The sequence below is a fragment of the Blastococcus sp. DSM 46786 genome (assembly GCF_900109665.1).
GTDB classification, from domain to species: Bacteria; Actinomycetota; Actinomycetes; order Mycobacteriales; family Geodermatophilaceae; genus Blastococcus; species Blastococcus carthaginiensis.
Genome location: NZ_FOAO01000001.1, coordinates 152,157 through 172,212, shown reverse-complemented (window position 1 = coordinate 172,212; position 20,056 = coordinate 152,157). Strand labels below are relative to the sequence as shown.

Annotated in this window: 22 protein-coding genes; 15 read left to right on the top strand and 7 right to left on the bottom strand. The window is 75.6% G+C overall.

The window, feature by feature from the left end; genetic code table 11:
- The first annotated feature begins 117 nt into the window (after positions 1-117).
- From BMW62_RS00845 to BMW62_RS00825, 5 genes are all read left to right on the top strand, one after another.
- On the top strand, positions 118-933 hold the full coding sequence (locus BMW62_RS00845) for an SAF domain-containing protein (protein WP_091928938.1): 816 nt from the start codon (positions 118-120) through the stop codon (positions 931-933).
- Complete coding sequence (locus BMW62_RS00840; RefSeq protein ID WP_091928937.1) at positions 933-2,228, top strand: AAA family ATPase; 1,296 nt, start codon at positions 933-935, stop codon at positions 2,226-2,228. Before BMW62_RS00845 ends, BMW62_RS00840 begins: the two co-directional genes overlap by 1 nt.
- A 62-nt stretch (positions 2,229-2,290) precedes the next feature.
- Positions 2,291-3,670, top strand: a complete 1,380-nt coding sequence (locus tag BMW62_RS00835; protein ID WP_091928936.1) for a WS/DGAT/MGAT family O-acyltransferase — start codon at positions 2,291-2,293, stop codon at positions 3,668-3,670.
- 56 nt (positions 3,671-3,726) lie between these two features.
- Positions 3,727-4,239 carry a DUF6912 family protein gene (locus BMW62_RS00830; protein ID WP_091928935.1) on the top strand — a complete coding sequence of 171 codons (513 nt, stop codon included), beginning with the start codon at positions 3,727-3,729 and terminating at the stop codon, positions 4,237-4,239.
- A 79-nt stretch (positions 4,240-4,318) separates the two neighbouring features.
- Complete coding sequence (locus BMW62_RS00825) at positions 4,319-4,828, top strand: MaoC family dehydratase (RefSeq protein WP_091928934.1); 510 nt, start codon at positions 4,319-4,321, stop codon at positions 4,826-4,828.
- Positions 4,829-4,850: 22 nt separating this feature from the next.
- On the opposite strand, the gene BMW62_RS00820 is transcribed toward BMW62_RS00825, so the two are convergent.
- On the bottom strand, positions 4,851-5,267 hold the full coding sequence (locus BMW62_RS00820; RefSeq protein WP_091928933.1) for an NUDIX domain-containing protein: 417 nt from the start codon (positions 5,265-5,267) through the stop codon (positions 4,851-4,853).
- A gap of 100 nt (positions 5,268-5,367) precedes the next feature.
- Between BMW62_RS00820 and BMW62_RS00815 the strand changes: the two genes are divergently transcribed.
- From BMW62_RS00815 to BMW62_RS00800, 5 genes are all read left to right on the top strand, one after another.
- On the top strand, positions 5,368-5,991 hold the full coding sequence (locus BMW62_RS00815; protein ID WP_091928932.1) for a DUF6758 family protein: 624 nt from the start codon (positions 5,368-5,370) through the stop codon (positions 5,989-5,991).
- A gap of 162 nt (positions 5,992-6,153) precedes the next feature.
- Positions 6,154-6,312: a hypothetical protein gene (locus BMW62_RS22395; protein WP_170852158.1), complete on the top strand. Its 159-nt coding sequence runs from the start codon at positions 6,154-6,156 to the stop codon at positions 6,310-6,312.
- 4 nt (positions 6,313-6,316) lie between these two features.
- Positions 6,317-6,952, top strand: coding sequence for a PH domain-containing protein (locus BMW62_RS00810; RefSeq protein ID WP_091928931.1), 636 nt, complete (start codon positions 6,317-6,319; stop codon positions 6,950-6,952).
- Positions 6,953-7,002: 50 nt separating this feature from the next.
- Complete coding sequence (locus BMW62_RS00805) at positions 7,003-7,860, top strand: PHP domain-containing protein (RefSeq protein WP_091928930.1); 858 nt, start codon at positions 7,003-7,005, stop codon at positions 7,858-7,860.
- A gap of 37 nt (positions 7,861-7,897) precedes the next feature.
- The gene (locus BMW62_RS00800) at positions 7,898-8,755 is read left to right on the top strand and encodes a RecB family exonuclease (protein WP_244523758.1); all 858 of its coding nucleotides are present in this window, start codon (positions 7,898-7,900) and stop codon (positions 8,753-8,755) included.
- Here BMW62_RS00800 and BMW62_RS00795 read toward each other — a convergent pair.
- The 4 genes from BMW62_RS00795 to BMW62_RS00780 form a co-directional block, all read right to left on the bottom strand.
- Positions 8,752-9,627 (bottom strand): oxygenase MpaB family protein, encoded by an 876-nt coding sequence (locus tag BMW62_RS00795; RefSeq protein ID WP_091928929.1) that lies wholly within the window; start codon positions 9,625-9,627, stop codon positions 8,752-8,754. The two genes, BMW62_RS00800 and BMW62_RS00795, sit on opposite strands and share 4 nt — an antisense overlap.
- Entirely contained in the window at positions 9,624-10,544 is a 921-nt protein-coding gene (locus BMW62_RS00790; protein WP_091928928.1) for an alpha/beta fold hydrolase, read from the bottom strand. Before BMW62_RS00790 ends, BMW62_RS00795 begins: the two co-directional genes overlap by 4 nt.
- A gap of 49 nt (positions 10,545-10,593) precedes the next feature.
- The gene (locus BMW62_RS00785) at positions 10,594-11,700 is read right to left on the bottom strand and encodes an outer membrane protein assembly factor BamB family protein (protein WP_244523757.1); all 1,107 of its coding nucleotides are present in this window, start codon (positions 11,698-11,700) and stop codon (positions 10,594-10,596) included.
- 94 nt (positions 11,701-11,794) lie between these two features.
- Positions 11,795-13,327, bottom strand: coding sequence for a DEAD/DEAH box helicase (locus tag BMW62_RS00780; RefSeq protein WP_244523756.1), 1,533 nt, complete (start codon positions 13,325-13,327; stop codon positions 11,795-11,797).
- Between the two features lie 469 nt (positions 13,328-13,796).
- On the opposite strand from BMW62_RS00780, the gene BMW62_RS00775 reads away from it, so the two are divergent.
- Positions 13,797-14,447, top strand: coding sequence for a ferritin-like fold-containing protein (locus BMW62_RS00775; RefSeq protein ID WP_091928926.1), 651 nt, complete (start codon positions 13,797-13,799; stop codon positions 14,445-14,447).
- Positions 14,448-14,685: 238 nt separating this feature from the next.
- Here BMW62_RS00775 and BMW62_RS00770 read toward each other — a convergent pair whose 3' ends face one another.
- Positions 14,686-14,934, bottom strand: a complete 249-nt coding sequence (locus tag BMW62_RS00770; protein ID WP_091928925.1) for a DUF3107 domain-containing protein — start codon at positions 14,932-14,934, stop codon at positions 14,686-14,688.
- Between the two features lie 151 nt (positions 14,935-15,085).
- Positions 15,086-15,727 (bottom strand): TetR/AcrR family transcriptional regulator, encoded by a 642-nt coding sequence (locus BMW62_RS00765; RefSeq protein WP_091928924.1) that lies wholly within the window; start codon positions 15,725-15,727, stop codon positions 15,086-15,088.
- Between the two features lie 72 nt (positions 15,728-15,799).
- Here BMW62_RS00765 and BMW62_RS00760 point away from each other — a divergent pair, with 72 nt between their 5' ends.
- From BMW62_RS00760 to BMW62_RS00745, 4 genes are all read left to right on the top strand, one after another.
- Positions 15,800-16,846, top strand: coding sequence for an alpha/beta fold hydrolase (locus BMW62_RS00760; RefSeq protein WP_091928923.1), 1,047 nt, complete (start codon positions 15,800-15,802; stop codon positions 16,844-16,846).
- Positions 16,847-16,916: 70 nt separating this feature from the next.
- Positions 16,917-17,774 (top strand): DUF3152 domain-containing protein, encoded by an 858-nt coding sequence (locus BMW62_RS00755; protein WP_091928922.1) that lies wholly within the window; start codon positions 16,917-16,919, stop codon positions 17,772-17,774.
- Between the two features lie 213 nt (positions 17,775-17,987).
- A complete protein-coding gene (gene moeZ, locus BMW62_RS00750; RefSeq protein ID WP_091928921.1) occupies positions 17,988-19,148 on the top strand; it encodes an adenylyltransferase/sulfurtransferase MoeZ in 1,161 nt (386 codons plus the stop codon).
- Between the two features lie 221 nt (positions 19,149-19,369).
- The gene (locus tag BMW62_RS00745) at positions 19,370-19,954 is read left to right on the top strand and encodes a TIGR03086 family metal-binding protein (protein WP_091928920.1); all 585 of its coding nucleotides are present in this window, start codon (positions 19,370-19,372) and stop codon (positions 19,952-19,954) included.
- Positions 19,955-20,056 lie beyond the last annotated feature (102 nt).

Genomic DNA, 20,056 nt, shown 5'->3' with positions numbered 1-20,056 from the left:
GTGCACGAGTTCGCACGCGTACCGCATCATCGGCGTCCCGATGCCGTCAACGGCCCGCACCGGCGGGTCGGCGCGCCCGAACGGGCCGGAGACGTGCTGGCAGAGAGAGAAGGTCGCGTGACCGCCGTGCGCACCCCGGGCGCCGTCCCCGGCCCTGCCGAGCTGCCGGCCGGGCCCACCCCACGGCGGGTCCGGACGCCCGGCTGGCTGGACCTCCGGCTCGTGCTCGGCGTGCTGCTCGTCCTCGCCTCGGTGCTCCTCGGCGCGCGGGTGGTCAGCGCCGCGGACGCCACCGTGCCGGTCTGGAGCGCCGCGGACGACCTGGCCGCCGGGACGGTGCTGACCGCCGAGGACCTGGTGGTCGTCGACGTCCGGCTCGACGGCGCCGCGGAGAAGTACCTCTCGGGCAGCACCCGCCCCGAGGGCGGCGCGCTCTCCCGCGGCGTGCGGGCCGGTGAGCTGCTGCCCCGCTCGGCCCTCGAGGAGCCATCGGACCTCGTCCAGCTCGCCCTGCCGGTCCAGGCCGGCTACGTGCCCCCGGGTCTGCGCCGCGGGCAGCTGGTCGACGTGTACGCCGTCGCCGACCCCGCGGCCGGCGCCACCGGCCCGGACCTGGGCAGCGTCGCGCTCGTCGTCGGTGCCGCACCCGTGCAGGCCATGTCGGGCGGCGCCGAGGGTGTCCTCTCGACGCCGACCACCACGGTGCAGATCGTGGTCGGCGTGGCGGCCGACGACGCCGCGGACGTGCTGGCGTCCATCGCCGGGCGGCCGCTCGTGGTGGTCGCCCACCCCGCCGGTGCGACGGCGGACGGGAGCACCGCCGCCGTGGCCCGTGCCGGCCAGGCACGCGCGACAGCGACGACCCCGGCGCCCGCTCCGGCACCGGCCGTGGCGACCGAGGGCGCGCCCGCGCCGGCGGGGCCGACCGGCTGATGGCCCTCCAGGTCTTCACCGCCGTCACCGGCGCCGGCTGGGAGTCCGAGCTCGTCGGTGCCCTCGACCGCGACGACCACGGCGTCACCGTCGTCCGGCGCTGCGTGGACGTCTCCGACCTGCTGGCCGCCGCCGCCACCGGCACCGGTCAGGCAGCGCTGCTGTCCGCGGAGCTGCGCCGCCTCGACGGCGACGCGGTCGCCCGGCTGCGCGCGGCCGGCGTCGCGGTCGTGGGTCTGGTCGAACCCGGCGACGAGGCCGCGGCGCAGCGGCTGCGCCGGCTCGGGGTCGCCCAGGTGCTGCCGGCGGACGCCGACCCGGAGCTGATCGCCGAGGCGCTGCGGGACGCGGTCGCCGGCGTGCCGGCGCCCGGTCACGACGTGGCCGACCTCCGCGCGGCGCTCCCGGTCCCCGCTCTCCCCGTGGAGCCGGAACGGCCGCCGGGGGAGCGGGGCCGCGTGGTGGCGGTGTGGGGCCCGACCGGGGCGCCGGGCCGGACGACGGTCGCGGTGGGGCTGGCCGACGAGGCCGCCCGGCTGGGCGTACCCACCCTGCTGGTCGACGCCGACGTCCACGGCGGCGTGGTCGCCCAGGTGCTCGGGCTGCTCGACGAGTCACCCGGGCTCGCCGGCGCGGCCCGGCAGGCGGGTCTCGGGACCCTGGACGGCGCGGCGCTCGCGTCGCTGGCGTGGGCGGTCCGGCCGGACCTGCGGGTGCTCACCGGCCTCGCCCGCGCCGACCGGTGGCCCGAGCTGCGCCCGGCCGGTGTCACCGCGGTGCTCGACGAGGCCCGCCACCTCGCGCAGCTCACCGTCGTGGACTGCGCCTTCGGCGTGGAGGACGACGAGGAGCTCTCCTACGACACCGCGGCGCCGCGCCGCAACGGCGCCACCCTGGCCGTCCTGGAGCACGCCGACACGGTGCTGTGCGTCTCCGGCGCCGACCCGGTCGCCCTCCAGCGGTGCGTGCGGGCCCTCGACCAGCTGCGCGACGTGCTGCCCGAGGTCGAGCCCGTGCTCGTGGTGAACCAGCTGCGCCGCGGGCCGGTGCCCGGCGACCCGCGGCAGGAGGTCGGTGACGCGCTGGAGCGCTTCACCGGCCGCCGTCCCCGCTCCTACCTGCCGGCGGACCGGCGCGCGACCGATGCCGCGCTCGCGGTCGGCCGCACCCTCGCCGAGGCTTCACCGGGCTCTCCCCTGCGCGCGGAGCTGCGCGCGCTCGCCGCCCAGCTCGCCGGCGTACCCGCGCCGGCGGCGGGCCGGCGCGTCTCGCTGCGCACCCGGCGGGCGGGCTGACCGCCGGGTGTCCGGATCGTCGTCCGCGACGTAGCGTGAGGGATCACGCAGGGAGGCAGACGATGGTCGAGCGGCTGGGCACCCTGGAGGCCTCCTTCCTGTACCTCGAGGAACCCGGCACCCCCATGCACGTCGGCGGGGTGCTCGTCCTCGAGACGCCCCCGGGCGGGCTGGACGCGCTGGCGGCGCTGGTCGAGGCGCGGCTGTCCCTGGTGCCCCGGTACCGGCAGCGGGTGGCGGAGGTGCCCGGTCACCTCGGCAACCCCGTCTGGGTCGACGACCCCGAGTTCGACATCACCTACCACCTGCGCCGGTCGGGGTTGCCGCGGCCGGGCACCGAGCAGCAGCTGCTCGACCTGGTCTCCCGGCTGATGTCCCGGCCCCTGGACCGCCGGCGCCCGCTGTGGGAGGCCTACCTCGTCGAGGGGCTGGAGGGGGACCGGGTCGCGGTGGTGACCAAGACCCACCCCGCGCTGGTGGACGGGCTCGGCGCCGTCGACATCGGCCAGGTGCTGCTGGACGTCTCCCCGGACGCGCCGGCGCCCGAGCCGGCCGAGTGGCGGCCCCGCCGTCCGCCCTCCGGTCCGGAGCTGGTGTGGGCGGCCTTCGAGGACTACCGCCGCCGCCCGTCCTCGCTCGTCGAGCTGGCCCGCTCGGCGGTCACGGACGTGCGGGCCACCGCCGTGCGGGTCGGCGGCGTCGCCGGCGGGCTGGTGCGCACGGCCCGCTCGGCGATCCTCCCGGCTCCGCACAGCCCGCTGAACGCGCCGATCGGGCGGCAGCGCCGGGTCGCGGTGGCGTGCGCCGACCTCGACGACCTCAAGCGGGTCCGGAAGGCGCACGGCGGGACGGTCAACGACGTGCTGCTGACCGTCGTCGCGGGCGCCCTGCGGGAGTGGCTGCTCTCCCGCGGCGAGCCGCTGGTCGGCGGCACGTCGGTGCGCGCCCTCGTGCCGGTGTCGGTGCAGGACGAGGACGGCGCCGGTGGCAACCAGGTCACCTCGCACCTGGTCGACCTGCCGGTCGGCGAGCCCAACCCCCGGGTCCGCCTCGCGCGGCTCACCTACGCCATGCGCGGGCTGACCCAGCACGGTCGGTCGGTCGGCGCGGACAGCCTGATCGCGCTGACCGGTTTCGCGCCGTCGACGCTGCACGCGCTCGGCGCCCGTGCGGCGCGGGGTCTCTCCCGGCGGCTGTTCAACCTGGTGGTCACCAACGTCCCCGGCCCGCAGCTGCCCCTGTACGCCGCCGGCGGCCGGGTGCTCGAGGTGTTCCCGGTGGTGCCCCTGGCCCGGGGGCAGGGGCTCTCGATCGGCATGACCTCCTACGACGGCACGGTGTTCTTCGGGCTCAACGCCGACCGGGACAGCGTCAGCGACGTCGAGGTGCTCGCCGACCTCATCGAGCAGGAGGTCGCGGGGCTGGTCGAGACCTCGACCTGAGCCGCCGTCCGGCGGCGGCTACGGTCGTCCTTCCACCGAAGAAGGGGGTCGACCGGGTGCGCGTGTACCTGCCGGCGACGACGAACGTGCTCCGCACCCTGGTCGACGAGGGGCGGCTGACCGCTCCGCAGACCGTCTTCGCGATCACCCCTCAGCTGCGCCGCTTCTACGCGGTGAGCGACGCGGAGGCCGACACCGAGGAACTGGAGTACGCCGCCCTCCTGGCCGCGGCGCGCGCCAGCCTGCGGCTGCTGGACCTCGACCCGCTGGCCGCCCGCCGCCGGGCGGTGCTCGCCGCCGACGTGCCCGACGCCGCGGTGACCCCGATGGACGACCCGCACGTCGACCCCGGCGCCGCCCGCGTCGAGCACGAGATCCGGGTCGAGGACGTGGCCAGCGCGCACCTCGACGACGCCGAGGCCGAGGACGACGTCCGCGCCGCCGTCGCCGTCGTGCTGGAGGCCGACCTCGGCAGCGAGGACGCGCAGTTCGTCGTGGACCAGGCCGAGGGGCACGAGCTCGGCTGGTACGCCACGCAGGAGATCGGTCCGGTGCTCGAGCTGCTCTGACCGGGCGCCCGCGGATGCAGACCGTGCCTCCTCCGTAGGATCACGCCGTCCTAGAGCGTCGACGTCGGGAGCCAGCGAGATGCAGTTCGGTCGGTACTACGAGGAGTTCGAGGTCGGGGCCGTCTACAAGCACTGGCCCGGGAAGACCGTCACCGAGTACGACGACCACCTGTTCTGCCTGCTCACGATGAACCACCACCCGCTGCACATGGACGTGAACTACGCGGAGAAGACGACCGACTTCGGCAAGAACGTCGTCGTCGGCAACTACATCTACTCGCTGCTGCTGGGCATGAGCGTCCCCGACGTCTCGGGCAAGGCGATCGCCAACCTGGAGATCGAGTCGCTTCGGCACGTCGCCCCGACCTTCCACGGCGACACCATCTACGGCGAGACGACGGTGCTGGACAAGACGCCGTCGAAGTCCAAGGACGACCGCGGCGTGGTCCACGTCGAGACCATCGGCTACAAGCAGGACGGCACGGTCGTCTGCATCTTCCGGCGCAAGGTGATGGTGCCCAAGCGGTCCTACGGCGAGGCCCGCGGCGGCGAACAGCCGGGCCGCCCGGAGCCCACCCCCCGCGGCTGAGGTCGGCGGGCGTGCTGACCGGTCAGCCCGGCAGCACGCCCCACCCGCGCAGGGTCTCCACGAGCCGGGGTGTGCACGGCAGGGCGGTGAGGGTGGCGGCGTCGGCGAAGACGGCGTCGTCCGCGTCGTCCCCGGCCACCGGGTGCGCACCGGGGTCCAGCAGCGTGCACGCGAGGTCGACGACGTCGTAGACGACCGCGCCGGCCCCGATGCGGATGCGGCCGACCTCCGCGCCGGCGCGCACGCGCAGCCCGGTCTCCTCGCGGACCTCCCGCTCGACGGCGTCGGCGACGGTCTCGCCCGGCTCGACGCGACCCCCCGGCAGCGACCACAGCCCGCGCCCGGGTTCGTTGCGCCGGCGGACCAGCAGCAGGCGGCGGTCCGGGTCGTGCACGACGGCGCCGACGCACGGCACCGCCGGCGGGTCGGCGGCGGTCACGCGTCGCAGGCTACGCACGACGGCGACGGCGACGGCGCCGGGCGGGGCCGCCCCCTGCGCTGCGCTTGACGATCGGCGCCACTCCCGCGACCGTGTCCCGGTGAGTGCGTCGCCGGTCTGCCCGCGCTGCGGTGAACCACTGGCCGTCCGCCACGGGTCCGAGGCGCACGCCTGGTGCCACGTGCACGGCGCGGTCACCCCGCTGCACCACACCGCGCTGGTGGCCCACGACGCGATCGCCGCCGTCACCGCCGACGCCCGCGTGCCGGCCTGGGTGCCGGACCCGGTCCCGCCGGGCTGGGCGGTCACCGGCCTCGCGTGGGGCGGCGAACCGAACGCGCGGGCGATCGTCGTCGACTGCGCCGGCCCGGGCCCCCTCGGTGGCGCCGCGGAGCTCGTGCTGGTGGCCGAGGAACCCGGCACCGGCGTCGGGTGCGGCTACGCCGGGCTGCCGGGGCTGGACCCCGGGGACGTGATCTCCGGGCCGAGCTCGGTCGGCGTCGAGGCGGCCGGCCAGCACGCCCCGCTGTGGGCGGTGCCGACGCGCGAGGACCGGGCGGCCTTCGTCGGGGAGGCCTACGGGGTCTGGCTGTGGCTCGTGATGTGGCCGATGAGCGCGGCGTGGCTGCTGGTCGAGGAGCTGCGGCTGCTCGACCTGCGCGAACGCATCTACCCCGACCTGCCGCTGGGACCGGTCGGGGAGCACCTGCTGCCCGGCCGCTGACCCGCACGTGCCGGAACCGGACGGGCCGCCGGGGACCGGCGCGTCGGACGGGTCCGCCGTGGGGCCTGTGTTACCCATGGGACGAACGCGTCCGCCGCACCCGGCGGGCCCTCCTGCCGGCCCGGGCGCCCGGGCTGCCTCACTCACACCACGGAGGTGGCGGTGAACCTGAAGAAGGTCCTCACCTGGGTGGTCATCGCCTTCGTCCTCTTCTACGTCATCCAGGCGCCGGAGTCCTCGGCGCAGCTGGTGCGCAACGCCGGTGAGGCGCTCGGCGACGCCGCCTCCTCCCTCGCGCAGTTCGTCGGCTCGCTCGTCTGAGCCGGTGAGCGCCCCCGCCGGGCTGCCGACCCGGGCCGCCAAGGACGTCCGGAAGTACCTGCTGGACGACGAGGACGCGGTGGTGGTCACGCGCCGGCACTGGGCGGTGCTGATCGTGCCGACCCTGAAGTTCCTGCCGGTGCTGCTGATCGGTGGCTGGCTGCTGGTGCTGGACCCGGAGAACCGGGTGACCAGCACGGTCGGCATGCTCGTCGTCCTGGCCGCGCTGCTCACCTACGCCATGCGCGTCGGCGAGTGGTGGATGCGGCACTTCATCGTCAGCCGACGGCGGGTCCTGCTCACGTCGGGGGTCATCGTGCGCACCGTCACCCTGCTGCCGCTGCGCCGGATCACCGACCTGACGTGGAAGGAGACCTTCCTCGGCCAGATCCTGGGCTACGGGACCTTCCGCTTCGAGTCCGCCGGGCAGCAGCAGGGCCTGTCGGAGATCACCTTCCTGCCGCGCGCCGGTGACCTGTACCGCGAGGTCAGCGGCCTGCTGTTCGGCAGCGACTGGGGCAGCGCGTCCGGTGGCGACGACGAGGGGAACCCGGAGGCGCCGCCGCCGGCCGGACCGGTCGCCAGCGGTGGGCGGCGGGACACCGAACCCATCCCGCAGCTCCCGCCGCGCGAGCCGTGAGCGGCTCTCCACCGGGTGCCGCGGGCCGGCGTGCGGCAGGCTGAGCCGTGATGCGGATCGACCTGCACACGCACTCCTCGGTGTCCGACGGCACCGACGACCCCGCCGCGCTGCTCGCCGCTGCGCGGGCCGCGGGGCTCGACGTCGTCGCGCTCACCGACCACGACACGACCGCGGGCTGGGCAGCGGCGGAGGAGCACCGCCCGGCCGGGTTGACCGTCGTCCCCGGCATGGAGCTCTCCTGCCGCTGGTTCCCCCTCGACCAGCCCCCGGTCAGCGTGCACCTGCTCGGCTACCTCTTCGACCCGCTGCACCCGGCGTTCGCCGCTGAGCGGGCCCGGCTGCGCGACGAGCGCCTGAGCCGTGCCGAGCGGATCGTGCAGGCGCTGGCCGCCGACGGGTACCCGGTGTCCTGGCCGGAGCTGGTCGAGCACGCCGGCGGCGGTGTCGTCGGCCGGCCGCACGTGGCGCGGGCGCTGGTCCGCGCGGGCGTCGTGGCCGGCGTCGAGCAGGCGTTCGCGGGGCTGCTGCACCACCGCAGCCCGTACTACGTGAGCAAGGCCGACACCGACGTCCGGCAGGGGATCGCCCTCGTGCGGGCGGCCGGCGGCGTGCCGGTGTTCGCCCACGGGCTGGCCACCAAGCGCGGCCGGGTGGTCGGCGACGAGGCGATCGCGGCCATGGCCGCGGCCGGGCTGCTGGGCCTGGAGGTCGACCACCCCGACCACACCGCAAAGCAGCGCGCCCACCTGCGCGGGCTGGCCGCCGACCTCGACCTGGTCGTCACGGGCTCCAGCGACCACCACGGCACCAACAAGCAGACGCCGCTCGGTGCCTGCACCACCGACCCGGAGCAGTTCGAGCGCCTGGTCGCAGCGGGGACCGGCGCCGCGCCCTGGCGCGACTGAAGCCGGGGCGTCGCCCCCCGCGGCTACCGTGACCGGCATGCGCAACCCCACCGACGGCGGGCAGGCGGTGCTGCCGGGCATGCCGCGCCGGCTGCTGCGCGCCTCGCCGAAGTCGCTGGCCGACTTCTCGGACTGCCCCCGGCGCTACCGGTTCGCCAACGTCGACCGGCCCAGCCCGCCGCGCGGCCCGCGGTTCGCCCACCACACGGTGGGGACGGCGCTGCACCAGGTGCTCTCCTCGTGGTGGGATCTGCCGGTCGAGCGCCGCACGCCCGGTGCCGCGCGCCAGCTGCTGATCGGTGCGTGGAGCCCGGCCGGCTTCCGCGACGACGAGCAGTCCGACCGCTGGCGGTCGCGGGCGGCCGGCTGGCTCACCGACTACCTGGCCGACGTCGACCCCACCGAGGAGCCCCGCGCGCGGGAGCGCACGGTGAGCACGATGACCGAGCGGATGACGCTCTCGGGGCGGGTGGACCGCATCGACGAGCGCGGCGACGAGCTGGTGGTCGTCGACTACAAGACCGGCCGCTCACCGAGCACCGACGACGAGGCGCGCGGTTCGCAGGCGCTGGCGCTCTACGTCCTCGCCGTCCGCCGCACGCTGCGCCGGGCCTGCACCCGGGTGGAGCTGCACCACGTGCCCACCGGCACGGTCGCGGCCTTCGAGCACACCGAGCGGTCGCTGGCCAACCACGTGCGGCGGGCCGAGGACGTCGCCATCGACATCCAGACGGCGGGCGAGGCGGTGGCCGCGGGCGAGGACCCCGACGCAGCCTTCCCGGCCGTGCCGGGGCGGCAGTGCGGGTGGTGCGACTTCCGCTCCAGCTGCCCGGCCGGCCAGGCCGCGGGCCCGGCCCGCGAGCCGTGGAGCTTCCTCCCCGAGGACGATTCCTAGGCGGCCGACGCCTCGGCCACGCGGGCGTACCCGGCACGCACGATCGGTGACCGGTACGCCCGGTCGGGCAGCGCCAGGAACCCGGCCCGGAACGCCCTGGCCCCGGCCGTCGCCGCGGCGTCGGTCAGCGCCAGCCCCGGGAGGGAGTACAGCTGCCGCGCCCAGGGCGGCAGCAGCGCGAAGCAGAGCCCGGCCAGGCCGCCCCACACCGGCCGGGCCGGCGTCAGCACCTGCAGCCACCCGGGCATCGGCGGGAGGAACAGGTCCCGCATCCCCTTCAGGGCGGCCGGGGTGGCGGCCAGCGCGGGGCGGATGTCCTCGAAGTACGCGTCGAGCTCGGCCACCGACCGGGGCACCGTCTCCAGCGGCACGCCCACGAGGTGCGCGAAGGCCACCTGCTCGTCGACGTAGCGGTCGGCCTCCGCGTCCGACAGCGCCACGCCCGCCCGGCGCGCCGTGGTCAGGATCGACCGGACGGCGCAGGTGTGCACCCACAGCAGCAGGTCCGGGTCGTCGACCCGGTACGCCCGGCCGGTCGTCTCCTCGACGCCCGACAGCTTCCGGTGGTAGCCCCGCACGCGGGCGGCGATCCGGCGGGCCTCGCTCCGCCGGCCGAAGACGACGATCTCCATGTACTGGCCGGTGCGGGTGATCCGCATCCACCAGTCGTCCTTGAAGCCGGCGGAGTTGCGGGCCACGCCGTCCATCGCCACCGGGTGCAGGGCCTGGAGCATCAGCGACGCCATCGCGCCGAGGTGGTAGGCCGGGTCGCTGTGGATGCGCCAGGTCACGCTGCCCGGGCCGAAGAAGCCGAGCCGGTCCTCCTCCTCGGTCCAGTCGTCCGGCGAGGGCAGCGGCGCGAGGCGGCTCACGACCGCTCCCCGGCGCTGGACCAGAAGTCGCACAGCACCTCGAGGGTGCGCGGCGGGTTCTCCACGGCGGGGGAGTGGATGGCGAAGTCGATGACCTCGTGCCGGGCGCCCAGCCGCTGCGCCATGTCGGCCTGCACGTGCGGCAGCCAGGCGTCGTCGGCCTCCCCGTGCGCGACCAGGACCGGTACGCCGGTGGCCTTCAGCTCGGCCACCAGGTCCGGTTCGGCCAGCATCGCGTCGGCCATGCCGCGGAGCCCGGCGGCGGAGTTGCGCAGGAACCGCCGGGAGTAGAAGGCGCGGGTCTGCGCGGGCACGGCCTGCGCCTTGGGGTCGGTCATCGCCACCTGCTCGAGCGTCTCGTGCACCAGCGGCACGCCGCCGGCGTCCAGGAGGGGGCCGAGGTGGTCGAGCAGCTCGGCGCGGCGACCGGTGAGCCGGGAGGGCCCGGAGCCCAGCAGCGTGGACGTCGTGAACAGCGCCGGCTCGGCGAGCACGGCCGCCCGGGTCACCAACCCCCCGAAGCTGTGCCCGACCAGGTGCAGCGGCCCGCTGGACTCCGCGCGCAGCACCCGCGCCACCGCGCGCACGTCGTCGCCCAGGATCGCCACCGAGTACTGCGCCGGGTCGTCGGGGCCGGGGGACTCGTACTGCCCGCGCTGGTCCAGCACCACGACCCGGTACCCGGCGGCGGCCAGCGGGCGCAGCAGCGGCGCGAAGTCCTCCTTGCTGCCCGTGTAGCCGGCCACCATCAGCACCGTGCCGCGGGGAGCGCTGCCGCCGGTGTCCAGGGCGGCGAGCGGTCCGGCGCCGCCGGCGAAGGTGCGCGGGACGGCGTCGTGCTGGGCGAGCTGGCGGAGGTCGTCGGGCGCGATGGCGAGGGACATGGCGTTGGCATCGGGGCCGCCGGGCAGGACCATGGTGCCCAGTGAACCCCGACGGCGGCGGCCGTGCCGCACCGGTGGTGCCTCAGCGGTAGGCGCGGACCTCGCCGGCGTGCGTGAGCACCACGACGGGGCCGACGACGGTGACCACGGCACCGTCGGGGAGCTCGGGCGTCGCCGTGCTGCCGAGCTCGGTGCCGGTCGCGGGATCGCGGTGGACGATCCCGCCGGCCGTCGGGACGGGCAGGGCCGGCGCACCGTCCGCGGTCGTGGCCGCCCCACCGGGCAGGCCGGTGGCCGGGACCGACCAGAGGGGGCGCGCGGATCCGGGCTCGAGCGCGGTGAGCGTGCCGTCGGTGAGGACCAGCACGGCGGTGCCGGTGGCCGCCTGCCGCACCGCTGCCCCGGGATCGGCGGGCAGGGTGGTGAGCAGCGTGCCGTCGGCGGAGGACAGCAGCTGCACCTCGTCGCCCACGCGCACGGCGACCGGCAGGTCCGCCCCGACCAGCTCGGTCGCGCGTGCGGATGCCGGGAGGTCGCGGGTCCAGTGCAGGTCGCCGTCGAAGCCGTCCATCAGCCGTAGCTGCAGGGCGGGGGAGCCGGCGCACCGCTGCAGCACCGCCACGCCCGCGTCGCCGGCGGCGGACTGCAGGAACTCGCAGCCCTCCGGCGGGACGTACCGCCAGCGGATGCCGCTGCCGGTGGGGTCCAGCGTGACGATCCCGGTCGGCGTGGCGGCCAGCACGATCCGGTCGGTGGAGGTGAGGGTCGCCTCGGGCCGGAAGTCCACGTTCCGGGTCCACGCGCGCACGCCGGTCCCGGCGTCGAGGGCGACCGCCTCGTCGCAGCGGTCCTCGGTGCGGAAGACCGCGACCGCGACGCCGTCGGTGACGGTGAGCCCGCACAGCACCGCGTTGTCCCGCGTGTAGTGCCACGCCTCCTCGCCGGTGACCGGGTCGAGCGCGCGCACGCCGCGCGGCGAGCCGACGAGCACCCGGCCCTCGGCGACGACGTCGCCGGGCAGCGGGTCCGCCGCGGCGGACCACGCCTCGGAGATGGCACCGGCCGGCGCCCCCGGGGGGACGTCGGCCGGTGCGGCGGTGGTGCTGGAGGTGGCGGCCGCGTCGGAACCCCGCCACAGCAGGGTGGCGACGACGAGGAGCGCGAGCGTGGCCGCGGTCCAGATCCACACCCGCAGGGGCGGTAGAAGGACCACCCTCCTCCCCACGCCTCGCACGCTCGGCGCGGGCCCCTGGAGGGCGGCCGTTCCAGCGCGTTTCACGGCGTCAGGACGCGGCGTCGGCGCCCGAGTTCTCCGCGCCCGTGGACTCGGCGCCCGGACCGCCCCGGCCGGCACCGCCGCGGCGGCGGCGCCGGCGGCGCGGCTTGGCGCTCCCGCCCTCGGCGGAGGCGTCGGTCGCCGTCGGGGCAGCACCCTCGGCCGTGTCGCCGGCGGCGTCGGTGCCCCCGCTGCGCCGGGTGCGGCGCCGCGGACGGCTCTTGCCGCCGCCCGTGGACTCCTCGCCGCCGGTGTCCCGGCGCTCCGCCGGGCCACGAGCGTCGCCACGACCGGCCGGGCGGTTGCGCTTGCCCGTCTCGCCGAGGTCCTCGAGGGTCTCGGCCTCCAGGCCCTCGCGGGTCCGCTGCGAGCGCGGCAGCCGGCCCTTCGCGCCCTCGGGCACGTCCAGGTCGGTGTAGACCCACGGCGAGGTGGAGTAGGTCTCCGGGGGGTCGTCGAAGCCCAGGTCCAGCGCCTTGTTGATCAGCTGCCAGCGCGGGATGTCGTCCCAGTCGACGAGCGTGACCGCGACACCGGTGCTGCCGGCCCGGCCGGTGCGGCCGATGCGGTGCACGTAGGTCTTCTCGTCCTCGGGGCACTGGTAGTTCACGACGTGGCTGACACCGGTGACGTCGATGCCGCGGGCGGCGACGTCGGTGGCGACCAGCACGTCGACCTTGCCGCTGCGGAACGCCCGCAGCGCCTGCTCGCGGGCGCCCTGCCCGAGGTCACCGTGCACGGCGGCCGCGGCGAACCCGCGGTCGACCAGCTCGTCGGCGACCTTCTGCGCGGTGCGCTTGGTGCGGCAGAAGACCATCACCAGGCCGCGGTCGCGCGACTGCAGCACCCGGGAGAGCAGCTCGGGCTTGTCGAGGTTGTGCGCCCGGTAGATGAACTGGGTGGTCTGCGGAACCGTCGAGCCCTCGTCGTTGCCGTGCGCGCGGATGTGGGTCGGCTGGGTCATGAACGTCCGCGACAGGGTCACGATCGGGCCGGGCATCGTGGCCGAGAACAGCATCGTCTGCCGCTTCTCGGGGACCATCGCGAGGACCCGCTCGATGTCGGGCAGGAAGCCCAGGTCGAGCATCTCGTCGGCCTCGTCGAGGACGAGCGCCTTGACCTTGCCCAGGATCAGGTCGCCGCGCTGGGCCAGGTCGAGCAGCCGCCCCGGCGTGCCGACGACGACCTCGACCCCGTTGCGCAGCGCCTCGATCTGCGGCTCGAACGCGCGGCCGCCGTAGATGGCCTGCACGCGGATGCCGCGCGTGGTGCCGGCGGCGCCGAGGTCGCGAGCCACCTGCACGCACAGCTCACGGGTGGGGACGACGACCAGCGCCTGCGGGACGCCGTCGCCACCCTCCGCCGGCGGGGTGACCCGCTGCAGCATCGGAACCCCGAAGCCGAGGGTCTTGCCGGTGCCGGTGCGCGCCTGGCCGATGAGGTCGTTGCCGGCCAGTGCCAGCGGCAGGGTGAGCTCCTGGATGGCGAACGTGCGGGTGATCCCGGCGTCGGCCAGCGCGGAGACGATGTCGGGGTGCACGTCGAAGTCGCTGAACAGCGGGCTGTCGGCGGCGACGGGGGCGCCGCCGAGCTCCTCGACGGTCTGCTCCAGCTCCTCGGGGGCGGGCGCGCCGGTCTCGGCGTGCTCCAGCTCGGGTGCGGTGGTGGGGGTCTGCTCGATGGAGGTCAGTGCTCTCGCCTCTGGTGTGCTGGGGGACCGGCTGCGGCAGCGGTGTCGCCGCCTCGCGCCCGTCCCGGGTCGGGTGTCGCGGGATCGGTTCCTGCGCCGACGCGGCCAGCAGAACCGGACCTCGCCACGGCCCGGGAGACAGCCCGGGGGGCGTCGTCCAGCGGTCGTCAGCGCACAGATGTACGAGCGTGCCCGGAGGCTCGCCGATTCCCATGCTAGCGCGAGCACCGGTTAGCCTCTCGGCGCCGCGCTCCCCGCTGCCGGGTGCACCACCCCTCCGGGGCACGCGGCGTCCTCGTCCCCGAGCCCAGGAGATGCCGTGCCACCGGTCGAGAACACGGCGGTCGCCGACCTGCTCGGCGTGCTGGCCTACGCCGAGCTCACCGCGTTCGACCGGCTGGCCGAGGACGCCCGCATGGCGCCGTCCCTCACCGGCCGGGCCGCGCTCGCCCGGATGGCCGCCGCCGAGATCGGACACCACTTCCGGCTCACCGCCCGGCTGGAGGAGCTGGGGGTGGACCCGGCGACGGCGATGACGCCGTTCGTCTCGGCGCTGGACACCTTCCACGAGAGCACCCGGCCCAGCACCTGGCTGGAGGGGCTGGTGAAGGCCTACGTCGGCGACGGGCTGGCCGCCGACTTCTACCGCGAGATCGCCGGCTTCCTGCCCGACCCCGACCGGGGGCTGGTGCTCGAGGTGCTGGCCGACACCGGGTACGCGGACTTCGCCGTCCGCGAGGTGCGCGCCGCGATCGCCGCCGACCGTGCGGTCGCCGGCCGGCTGGCGCTGTGGGGACGGCGTCTCGTGGGCGAGGCCATGACGCGGTCGCAGGCCGTGATCGCCGAGCACGACCGGCTGGCCGAGCTCATCGTCTCCGGCACCGGCGACCTCGCGGGGATCGGCCGGCTCATCGAGCGCATCACGCAGGCGCACACCACGCGGATGAAGGCGCTCGGCCTGAACCCCTGACGGACCCCGCTCCCCCCGCGCCTCCGGGGCCTACTCGGCGCGGGCCGCTGCATCGAGCGAGTGCGACGAAATCGTGGCCATCAGGCCGCGATCACCACGAGTTCGTCGCAGTCGGCGCGGCCAGCAGGCGGCGACCCGAGGCCTGCGCAACCGACCGGAGGTGCTGTCACGCAGAGAGGGGCGCTCCCGCGCATCGCGGGAGCGCCCCTCCGTGGTCCTGCGGCCTTGCGGCCCGGGGTCAGGCGCCGGTGCCGGCGCCGGCGATGAAGCCCACGCGGCGCTGGTCGGCCTGCGCGATCTCCACGTAGGCGATGCGGTCGACGGGGACGAGGACCTGGCGGCCCCGCTCGTCGACCAAGGTCAGCAGGCCGTCCTTGGTCGAGCCCGACATGGCCTTGGCCACCTCGGCCGCGATCTCGTCGGGGGTCTTGGGGCTGTCGATGACCAGCTCCTTGGGCGAGTGCTGGACGCCGATCTTGACTTCCACGTGGGCGATGCCTCCTCGTTGCGCGACTGCCCCCAACGCTAGTGCAGACCGCGCCGCGGGGACCGGCCGAGCGGGTGCGCCGTCAGCGAAACCGAGGACCCCCTGCCCCCCCACCACTCGCGAAATCGCGGCGGGACCCTGCAGGGGGCGCTCAAGAACCGGCGTCGCCGTCCACGCGCGGGAAGCCGGAGATGCCGCGCCAGGCCAGCGCGGACATGAGCGAGACCGCCTCGTCGCGGGAGACCGTGCCCTTGCGCGGCAGCCACCAGCGGGCGGCGGTCTCGGAGAGCCCGGTCAGCCCGGAGGCCAGCAGGTGGGCGCGCTCCGGGTCGAGGCCGGTGTCGGCGGCGATGACACCGGCGATCGCCTCGACGCACACGACCGTGCCGCGGTCGACGATGGCGCGCACGTCGTCGTCGTTGCGCAGGTCGGACTCGAAGACCAGCCGGAACGCCTCGCCGTCGGCGTCGATGAAGTCGAAGTACGCGCCGACGGCGGCGTCGACCCGGGCCCGGTTGTCAGCCGTGCGGCCCATCGCCTCGCCGACCCGGTCGGCCAGCTCCGAGACGTGCTCCTCCAGCAGCGCCAGGTAGAGCTCGCGCTTGCCCGGGAAGTGCTGGTAGAGGACCGGCTTGCTGACCCCGGCGCGGACGGCGATGTCGTCCATGGCCGCGGCGTGGAAGCCGTGCGCGACGAACACGTCCTGGGCCGCGCGCAACAACTGGAGCCGCCGCGCGCCGCGCGGCAGCCGGGAGGTGCGCCGGTTGACCGCGGCGGGCTGTGTGGGCTGCATGGCAGGGGGGATGCTACCGACGCGTCCCGGCTCCGCTCGACCGACGGGTACGGAGCGTTACCGTCGACGGCGATGTCCGAGGCCCAGCTCTCCACGACCCCCCTGCCGGTGCTGGGCCCCTCCGTGCCGCCGTGGCCGGGAGAGGAGGTGCCGGTCCGCGGCGGAGCGGTGTTCGTGCGCCGCACTCCGTGGACGGGGCCGGTCGAGGACGGGCCGGCGACGGACGACCCCCGGGAACGGGCCCTCTACGTGCACGGCCTCGGTGGCGCCTCCACCAACTGGACCGACCTCGCCGCGCTGCTCGCGGTGCGGTTCGACGGCTGGGCGGTCGACCTGCCCGGGTTCGGCCGGTCGCGGCCCCCGGCGCGCGGCCGGTACTCCATCCGCAGCCACGTCCGGGCCGTCGTCGACGTCCTCGAGCACGTCGTCGCCCAGCCGGGGACGGGCGAGGGGCGCCCGGTGCACCTGGTCGGGAACTCCCTCGGCGGCCTGGTGAGCCTGCTGGTCGCCGCCCTGCGCCCGGACCTCGTGGCGACGCTGACGCTGGTGTCCCCGGCCATGCCGGTGTACCGGGTGCCGCCGGCGTTCAGTCGCGCGCTGCTGCTCCTGCTCGTCCCCGGCGTCCCGACGCTGGCCGAGCGCCGGCTGGCCGCCGTCACCCCCGACGAGAACGTCCGGTCGATGGTGCGGATGTGCTTCGGCGACCCCGGTGCCGTGCCCCGCGAGCGGCTGGAGCAGGCCGTCCAGGAGATGCACGAGCGGGCCCAGCAGCCGTGGGCCGACCGGGCCCTGGCCCGCAGCATGCGCGGCCTGATCACCTCCTACCTGCGGCTCGGCCCGGCCAACGCCTGGCGGGCGGCCCGGGGACTGCGGGTGCCGGTCCTGGTCGTCTGGGGCGGGCGCGACCGGCTCGTCGACCCGGCGCTCGCCCCGCGCCTGGTCGCGACCGTGCCCGACGGCCGGCTCCTGCTCCTCGACGGCGTCGGCCACGTGGCGATGCTCGAGGCCGCGGAGCCGACGGCGCGGGCGGTGCTCGGGATGGTCGAGGGCCGAAGCGTCGAGCCGGGCGTGGCGGAGCCGCCGGCTGTCGCCGACGGACCACGCAGCGTGAGACCCTGAGCGCACCGGGGGACGGAGCGAGCGAGCGGGGAGGCGACCGGTGGGAGGACGTCTGACCGACGGCCGTCCCGTGGCACGTCCCCGCCCGCCCTCGCCGCGGGGTCCGGCGCGCCCCGGGCGCGACGACCGGAGCCCCCGCGGCCGGCTGCGCCGGTTCGTGCGCCGCCACGGCTGGCGCGCCTACGCGGTCCCCGTGCTGGCGGTGGCCACCGTCGCCGTCCTCGTCGACCTGGTGCTCCACCCCCCGGGGGCGACGCCCACCACCGCCGCCGCGGACCCCACCTCCGCCCCGGTCGCCACGACCGCCGCGGCACCGCCGCCGGCGACCGAACCGACGGCCCCGGCCGAGGGTGACGCCGGGCCGTCGGAGACCGCCCCACCCGAAGCGGTGGCGGAGGAGTACGTGCAGCAGGGCGCCGGCAGCCTCTCGCTGGTCGACGGCACCTCCGAGGTGCACGGCACCGGCCCGCTGCAGCGGTTCATCGTCGAGGTCGAGGACGGCGTCGGCGTGGACGGCGCGGCGTTCGCGGATGCGGTGACGGCGACGCTCGGCGACCCCCGGTCCTGGGGCAACGACGGGCGGCTGTCGTTCCAGCGGGTGGGCGCGGGGGCGGCGTTCGACTTCCGGGTGAGCCTGGTGAGCCCCGGCAGCATGGAGATCTACTGCCCGGGGGTGGGCACCGGCGGGTACACCTCGTGCCGCTACGGGGACCGCGCCGTCATCAACCTGGCCCGGTGGGCGACCGCCGTCCCGCACTACGAGGGCGACATCCCCACCTACCGGCGCTACGTGGTCAACCACGAGGTCGGCCACGTGCTCGGCAACGGCCACGTGCAGTGCCCCGGGCCCGGTCAGCCCGCTCCGGTGATGCAGCAGCAGACCCTGGACCTGCAGGGGTGCGCGAGGAACGCCTGGCCCTTCCCCTGACCGCCCTCCGCCGGGATCGGGTGACCTGATCATCGAGCGTCCTCCCGCACGGTCTGCGGTGAGGGAGGACGCGCTCCGGCGGGGGAGGACGGCGGGTCGGTCCCGCCGCGGCAGCCGGCCGAGGACCGCGGGAATCCCGCTGCGTGTCACGCTGTTCTCCGCGTGAACGCTGGTCCTCCGGGGCCGCAGTCGAGATGACCCGAGGAGCAATCCGTGTCCCTGCCACCGCTGGTGGAGCCCGCCGCCGACCTGTCGATCGACGAGGTCCGCCGCTACAGCCGCCACCTGATCATCCCCGACGTCGGCATGGACGGTCAGAAGCGACTGAAGAACGCCAAGGTCCTGGCCGTCGGCGCCGGCGGCCTCGGTTCGCCGGTGCTGATGTACCTGGCCGCGGCCGGTGTCGGGACCCTGGGCATCGTCGAGTTCGACACCGTCGACGAGTCCAACCTGCAGCGCCAGATCATCCACGGGCAGTCCGACGTCGGCCGGTCCAAGGCCGAGAGCGCGCGCGACTCCATCAAGGAGATCAACCCGCTCATCGACGTCCGCCTGCACGAGACGCGGCTGGACAGCGACAACGTCCTCGACATCTTCGGTGAGTACGACCTGATCGTCGACGGCACCGACAACTTCGCCACGCGTTACCTGGTCAACGACGCGTGCGTGCTGCTGGGCAAGCCGTACGTGTGGGGTTCGATCTACCGGTTCGACGGCCAGGTGTCGGTGTTCTGGCACGAGCACGGCCCCAACTACCGCGACCTCTACCCGGTGCCCCCGCCGCCCGGCATGGTCCCGAGCTGCGCCGAGGGCGGCGTGCTGGGCGTGCTGTGCGCGACGGTCGGCGCCATCCAGGCGACCGAGGCGGTCAAGCTGATCACCGGCATCGGCGAGACGCTGCTGGGCCGGCTGATGGTCTACGACGCCCTGGAGATGACCTTCCGCACGATCAAGGTGCGCAAGGACCCCGAGGGCGAGCCGATCACCGGCCTCATCGACTACGAGGCGTTCTGCGGCGTCGTCTCCGAGGAGGCGCAGCTGGCGGCCGCCGGCTCGACGATCACCGTCGACGAGCTCAAGGACATGATGGACGCCGGCAAGGACTTCGAGCTGATCGACGTCCGGGAGCCCAACGAGTACGAGATCGTGTCCATCCCGGGTGCCACGCTGATCCCGAAGGACGAGATCCTCTCCGGCCGGGCGCTCTCCTCGCTGCCGCAGGACAAGCCGATCGTGCTGCACTGCAAGACCGGTGTCCGGTCCGCCGAGGCGCTCGCCGCGATCAAGAACGCGGGCTTCAAGGACGCCGTGCACGTCCAGGGCGGCGTGACGGCGTGGGCCACCCGCATCGACAAGGCGCTGCCCACGTACTGAAAGGACCCCGTCCCTCCCCGCGACACGCTCCGCGGGGCCCTGGGACGGGGCCGGTTCCAGCACGTCACCTGCTCGGCGCGGGTCCCTGCGACAGGGCCGGTTCCAGCACGTCACCTGCTCGGGCCGGGACCGTGCGCAGGGGTCGTTCCATCGTGTTCCGGGGGCCCGGTCCGCTTCTCCACGGGGAGGCGGGCCGGGCCCCCGGCATGTTCACTGGCGCCATGGCCGACTTCTCGCCCGTCGAGCTCCTGGAGCTCTTCCAGCGCGCCCAGAACCAGTTCACCGACCGGGTCGACGCCGTGGCCCCGGACCAGTGGGAGGACGAGTCGCTCCCCGGGTGGACCGTGGGCGACCTGGTGGCGCACCTGGTGAACGAGGCGCTGTGGGTGCCGCCGCTGCTCGCCGGGGAGCCGTACGACGCGATCGAGGGGCGGTTCCCCGACGCCACGACCGACTTGCTGGGCGACGACCCGCTGCTGGGCTGGGAGTCCGCGGCCGACGGCGCGCTGGCCGCCTTCGCCGCGGACGACGCCCTGCGGCACACGGTCCACCTCTCGCGTGGCCCGACGCCGGCGGGTGAGTACATCTTCGAGATGGCCACCGACCTCACCGTGCACGCCTGGGACCTGGCCCGCGCCACCGGCGGGGACACCGAGCTGGACGGTGAGCTGGTGACCGCCGCGCTCGTCTACGCCGAGCGGCTCCCCGGCGGCGGCGTGCCCGGGCTCTTCGACCCGCCGCTGGACGTGCCGCCCTCCGCGGACCCGCAGAGCCGGCTGCTGGCCCGGTTCGGCCGCCGGGGCTGAGCGGCGGGCGGGTGCGGCTGAGCTGCGGCCGCCGGGGCTGAGCGGCGGGCGGGTGCGGCTGAGCTGCGGCCGCCGGGGCTGAGCGGCGGGCGGGTGCGGCTG

Excerpts from the sequence above, each read along its gene's own strand:
- BMW62_RS00840 (WP_091928937.1), top strand. The coding sequence starts at position 933 with ATGGCCCTCCAGGTCTTCACCGCCGTCACCGGCGCCGGCTGGGAGTCC.
- BMW62_RS00790 (WP_091928928.1), bottom strand. The coding sequence starts at position 10,544 with ATGGTCCTGCCCGGCGGCCCCGATGCCAACGCCATGTCCCTCGCCATC.
- BMW62_RS00800 (WP_244523758.1), top strand. The coding sequence starts at position 7,898 with ATGCGCAACCCCACCGACGGCGGGCAGGCGGTGCTGCCGGGCATGCCG.
- BMW62_RS00745 (WP_091928920.1), top strand. The coding sequence starts at position 19,370 with ATGGCCGACTTCTCGCCCGTCGAGCTCCTGGAGCTCTTCCAGCGCGCC.
- BMW62_RS00760 (WP_091928923.1), top strand. The coding sequence starts at position 15,800 with ATGTCCGAGGCCCAGCTCTCCACGACCCCCCTGCCGGTGCTGGGCCCC.
- BMW62_RS00835 (WP_091928936.1), top strand. The coding sequence starts at position 2,291 with ATGGTCGAGCGGCTGGGCACCCTGGAGGCCTCCTTCCTGTACCTCGAG.
- BMW62_RS00765 (WP_091928924.1), bottom strand. The coding sequence starts at position 15,727 with ATGCAGCCCACACAGCCCGCCGCGGTCAACCGGCGCACCTCCCGGCTG.
- BMW62_RS00825 (WP_091928934.1), top strand. The coding sequence starts at position 4,319 with ATGCAGTTCGGTCGGTACTACGAGGAGTTCGAGGTCGGGGCCGTCTAC.
- BMW62_RS00805 (WP_091928930.1), top strand. The coding sequence starts at position 7,003 with ATGCGGATCGACCTGCACACGCACTCCTCGGTGTCCGACGGCACCGAC.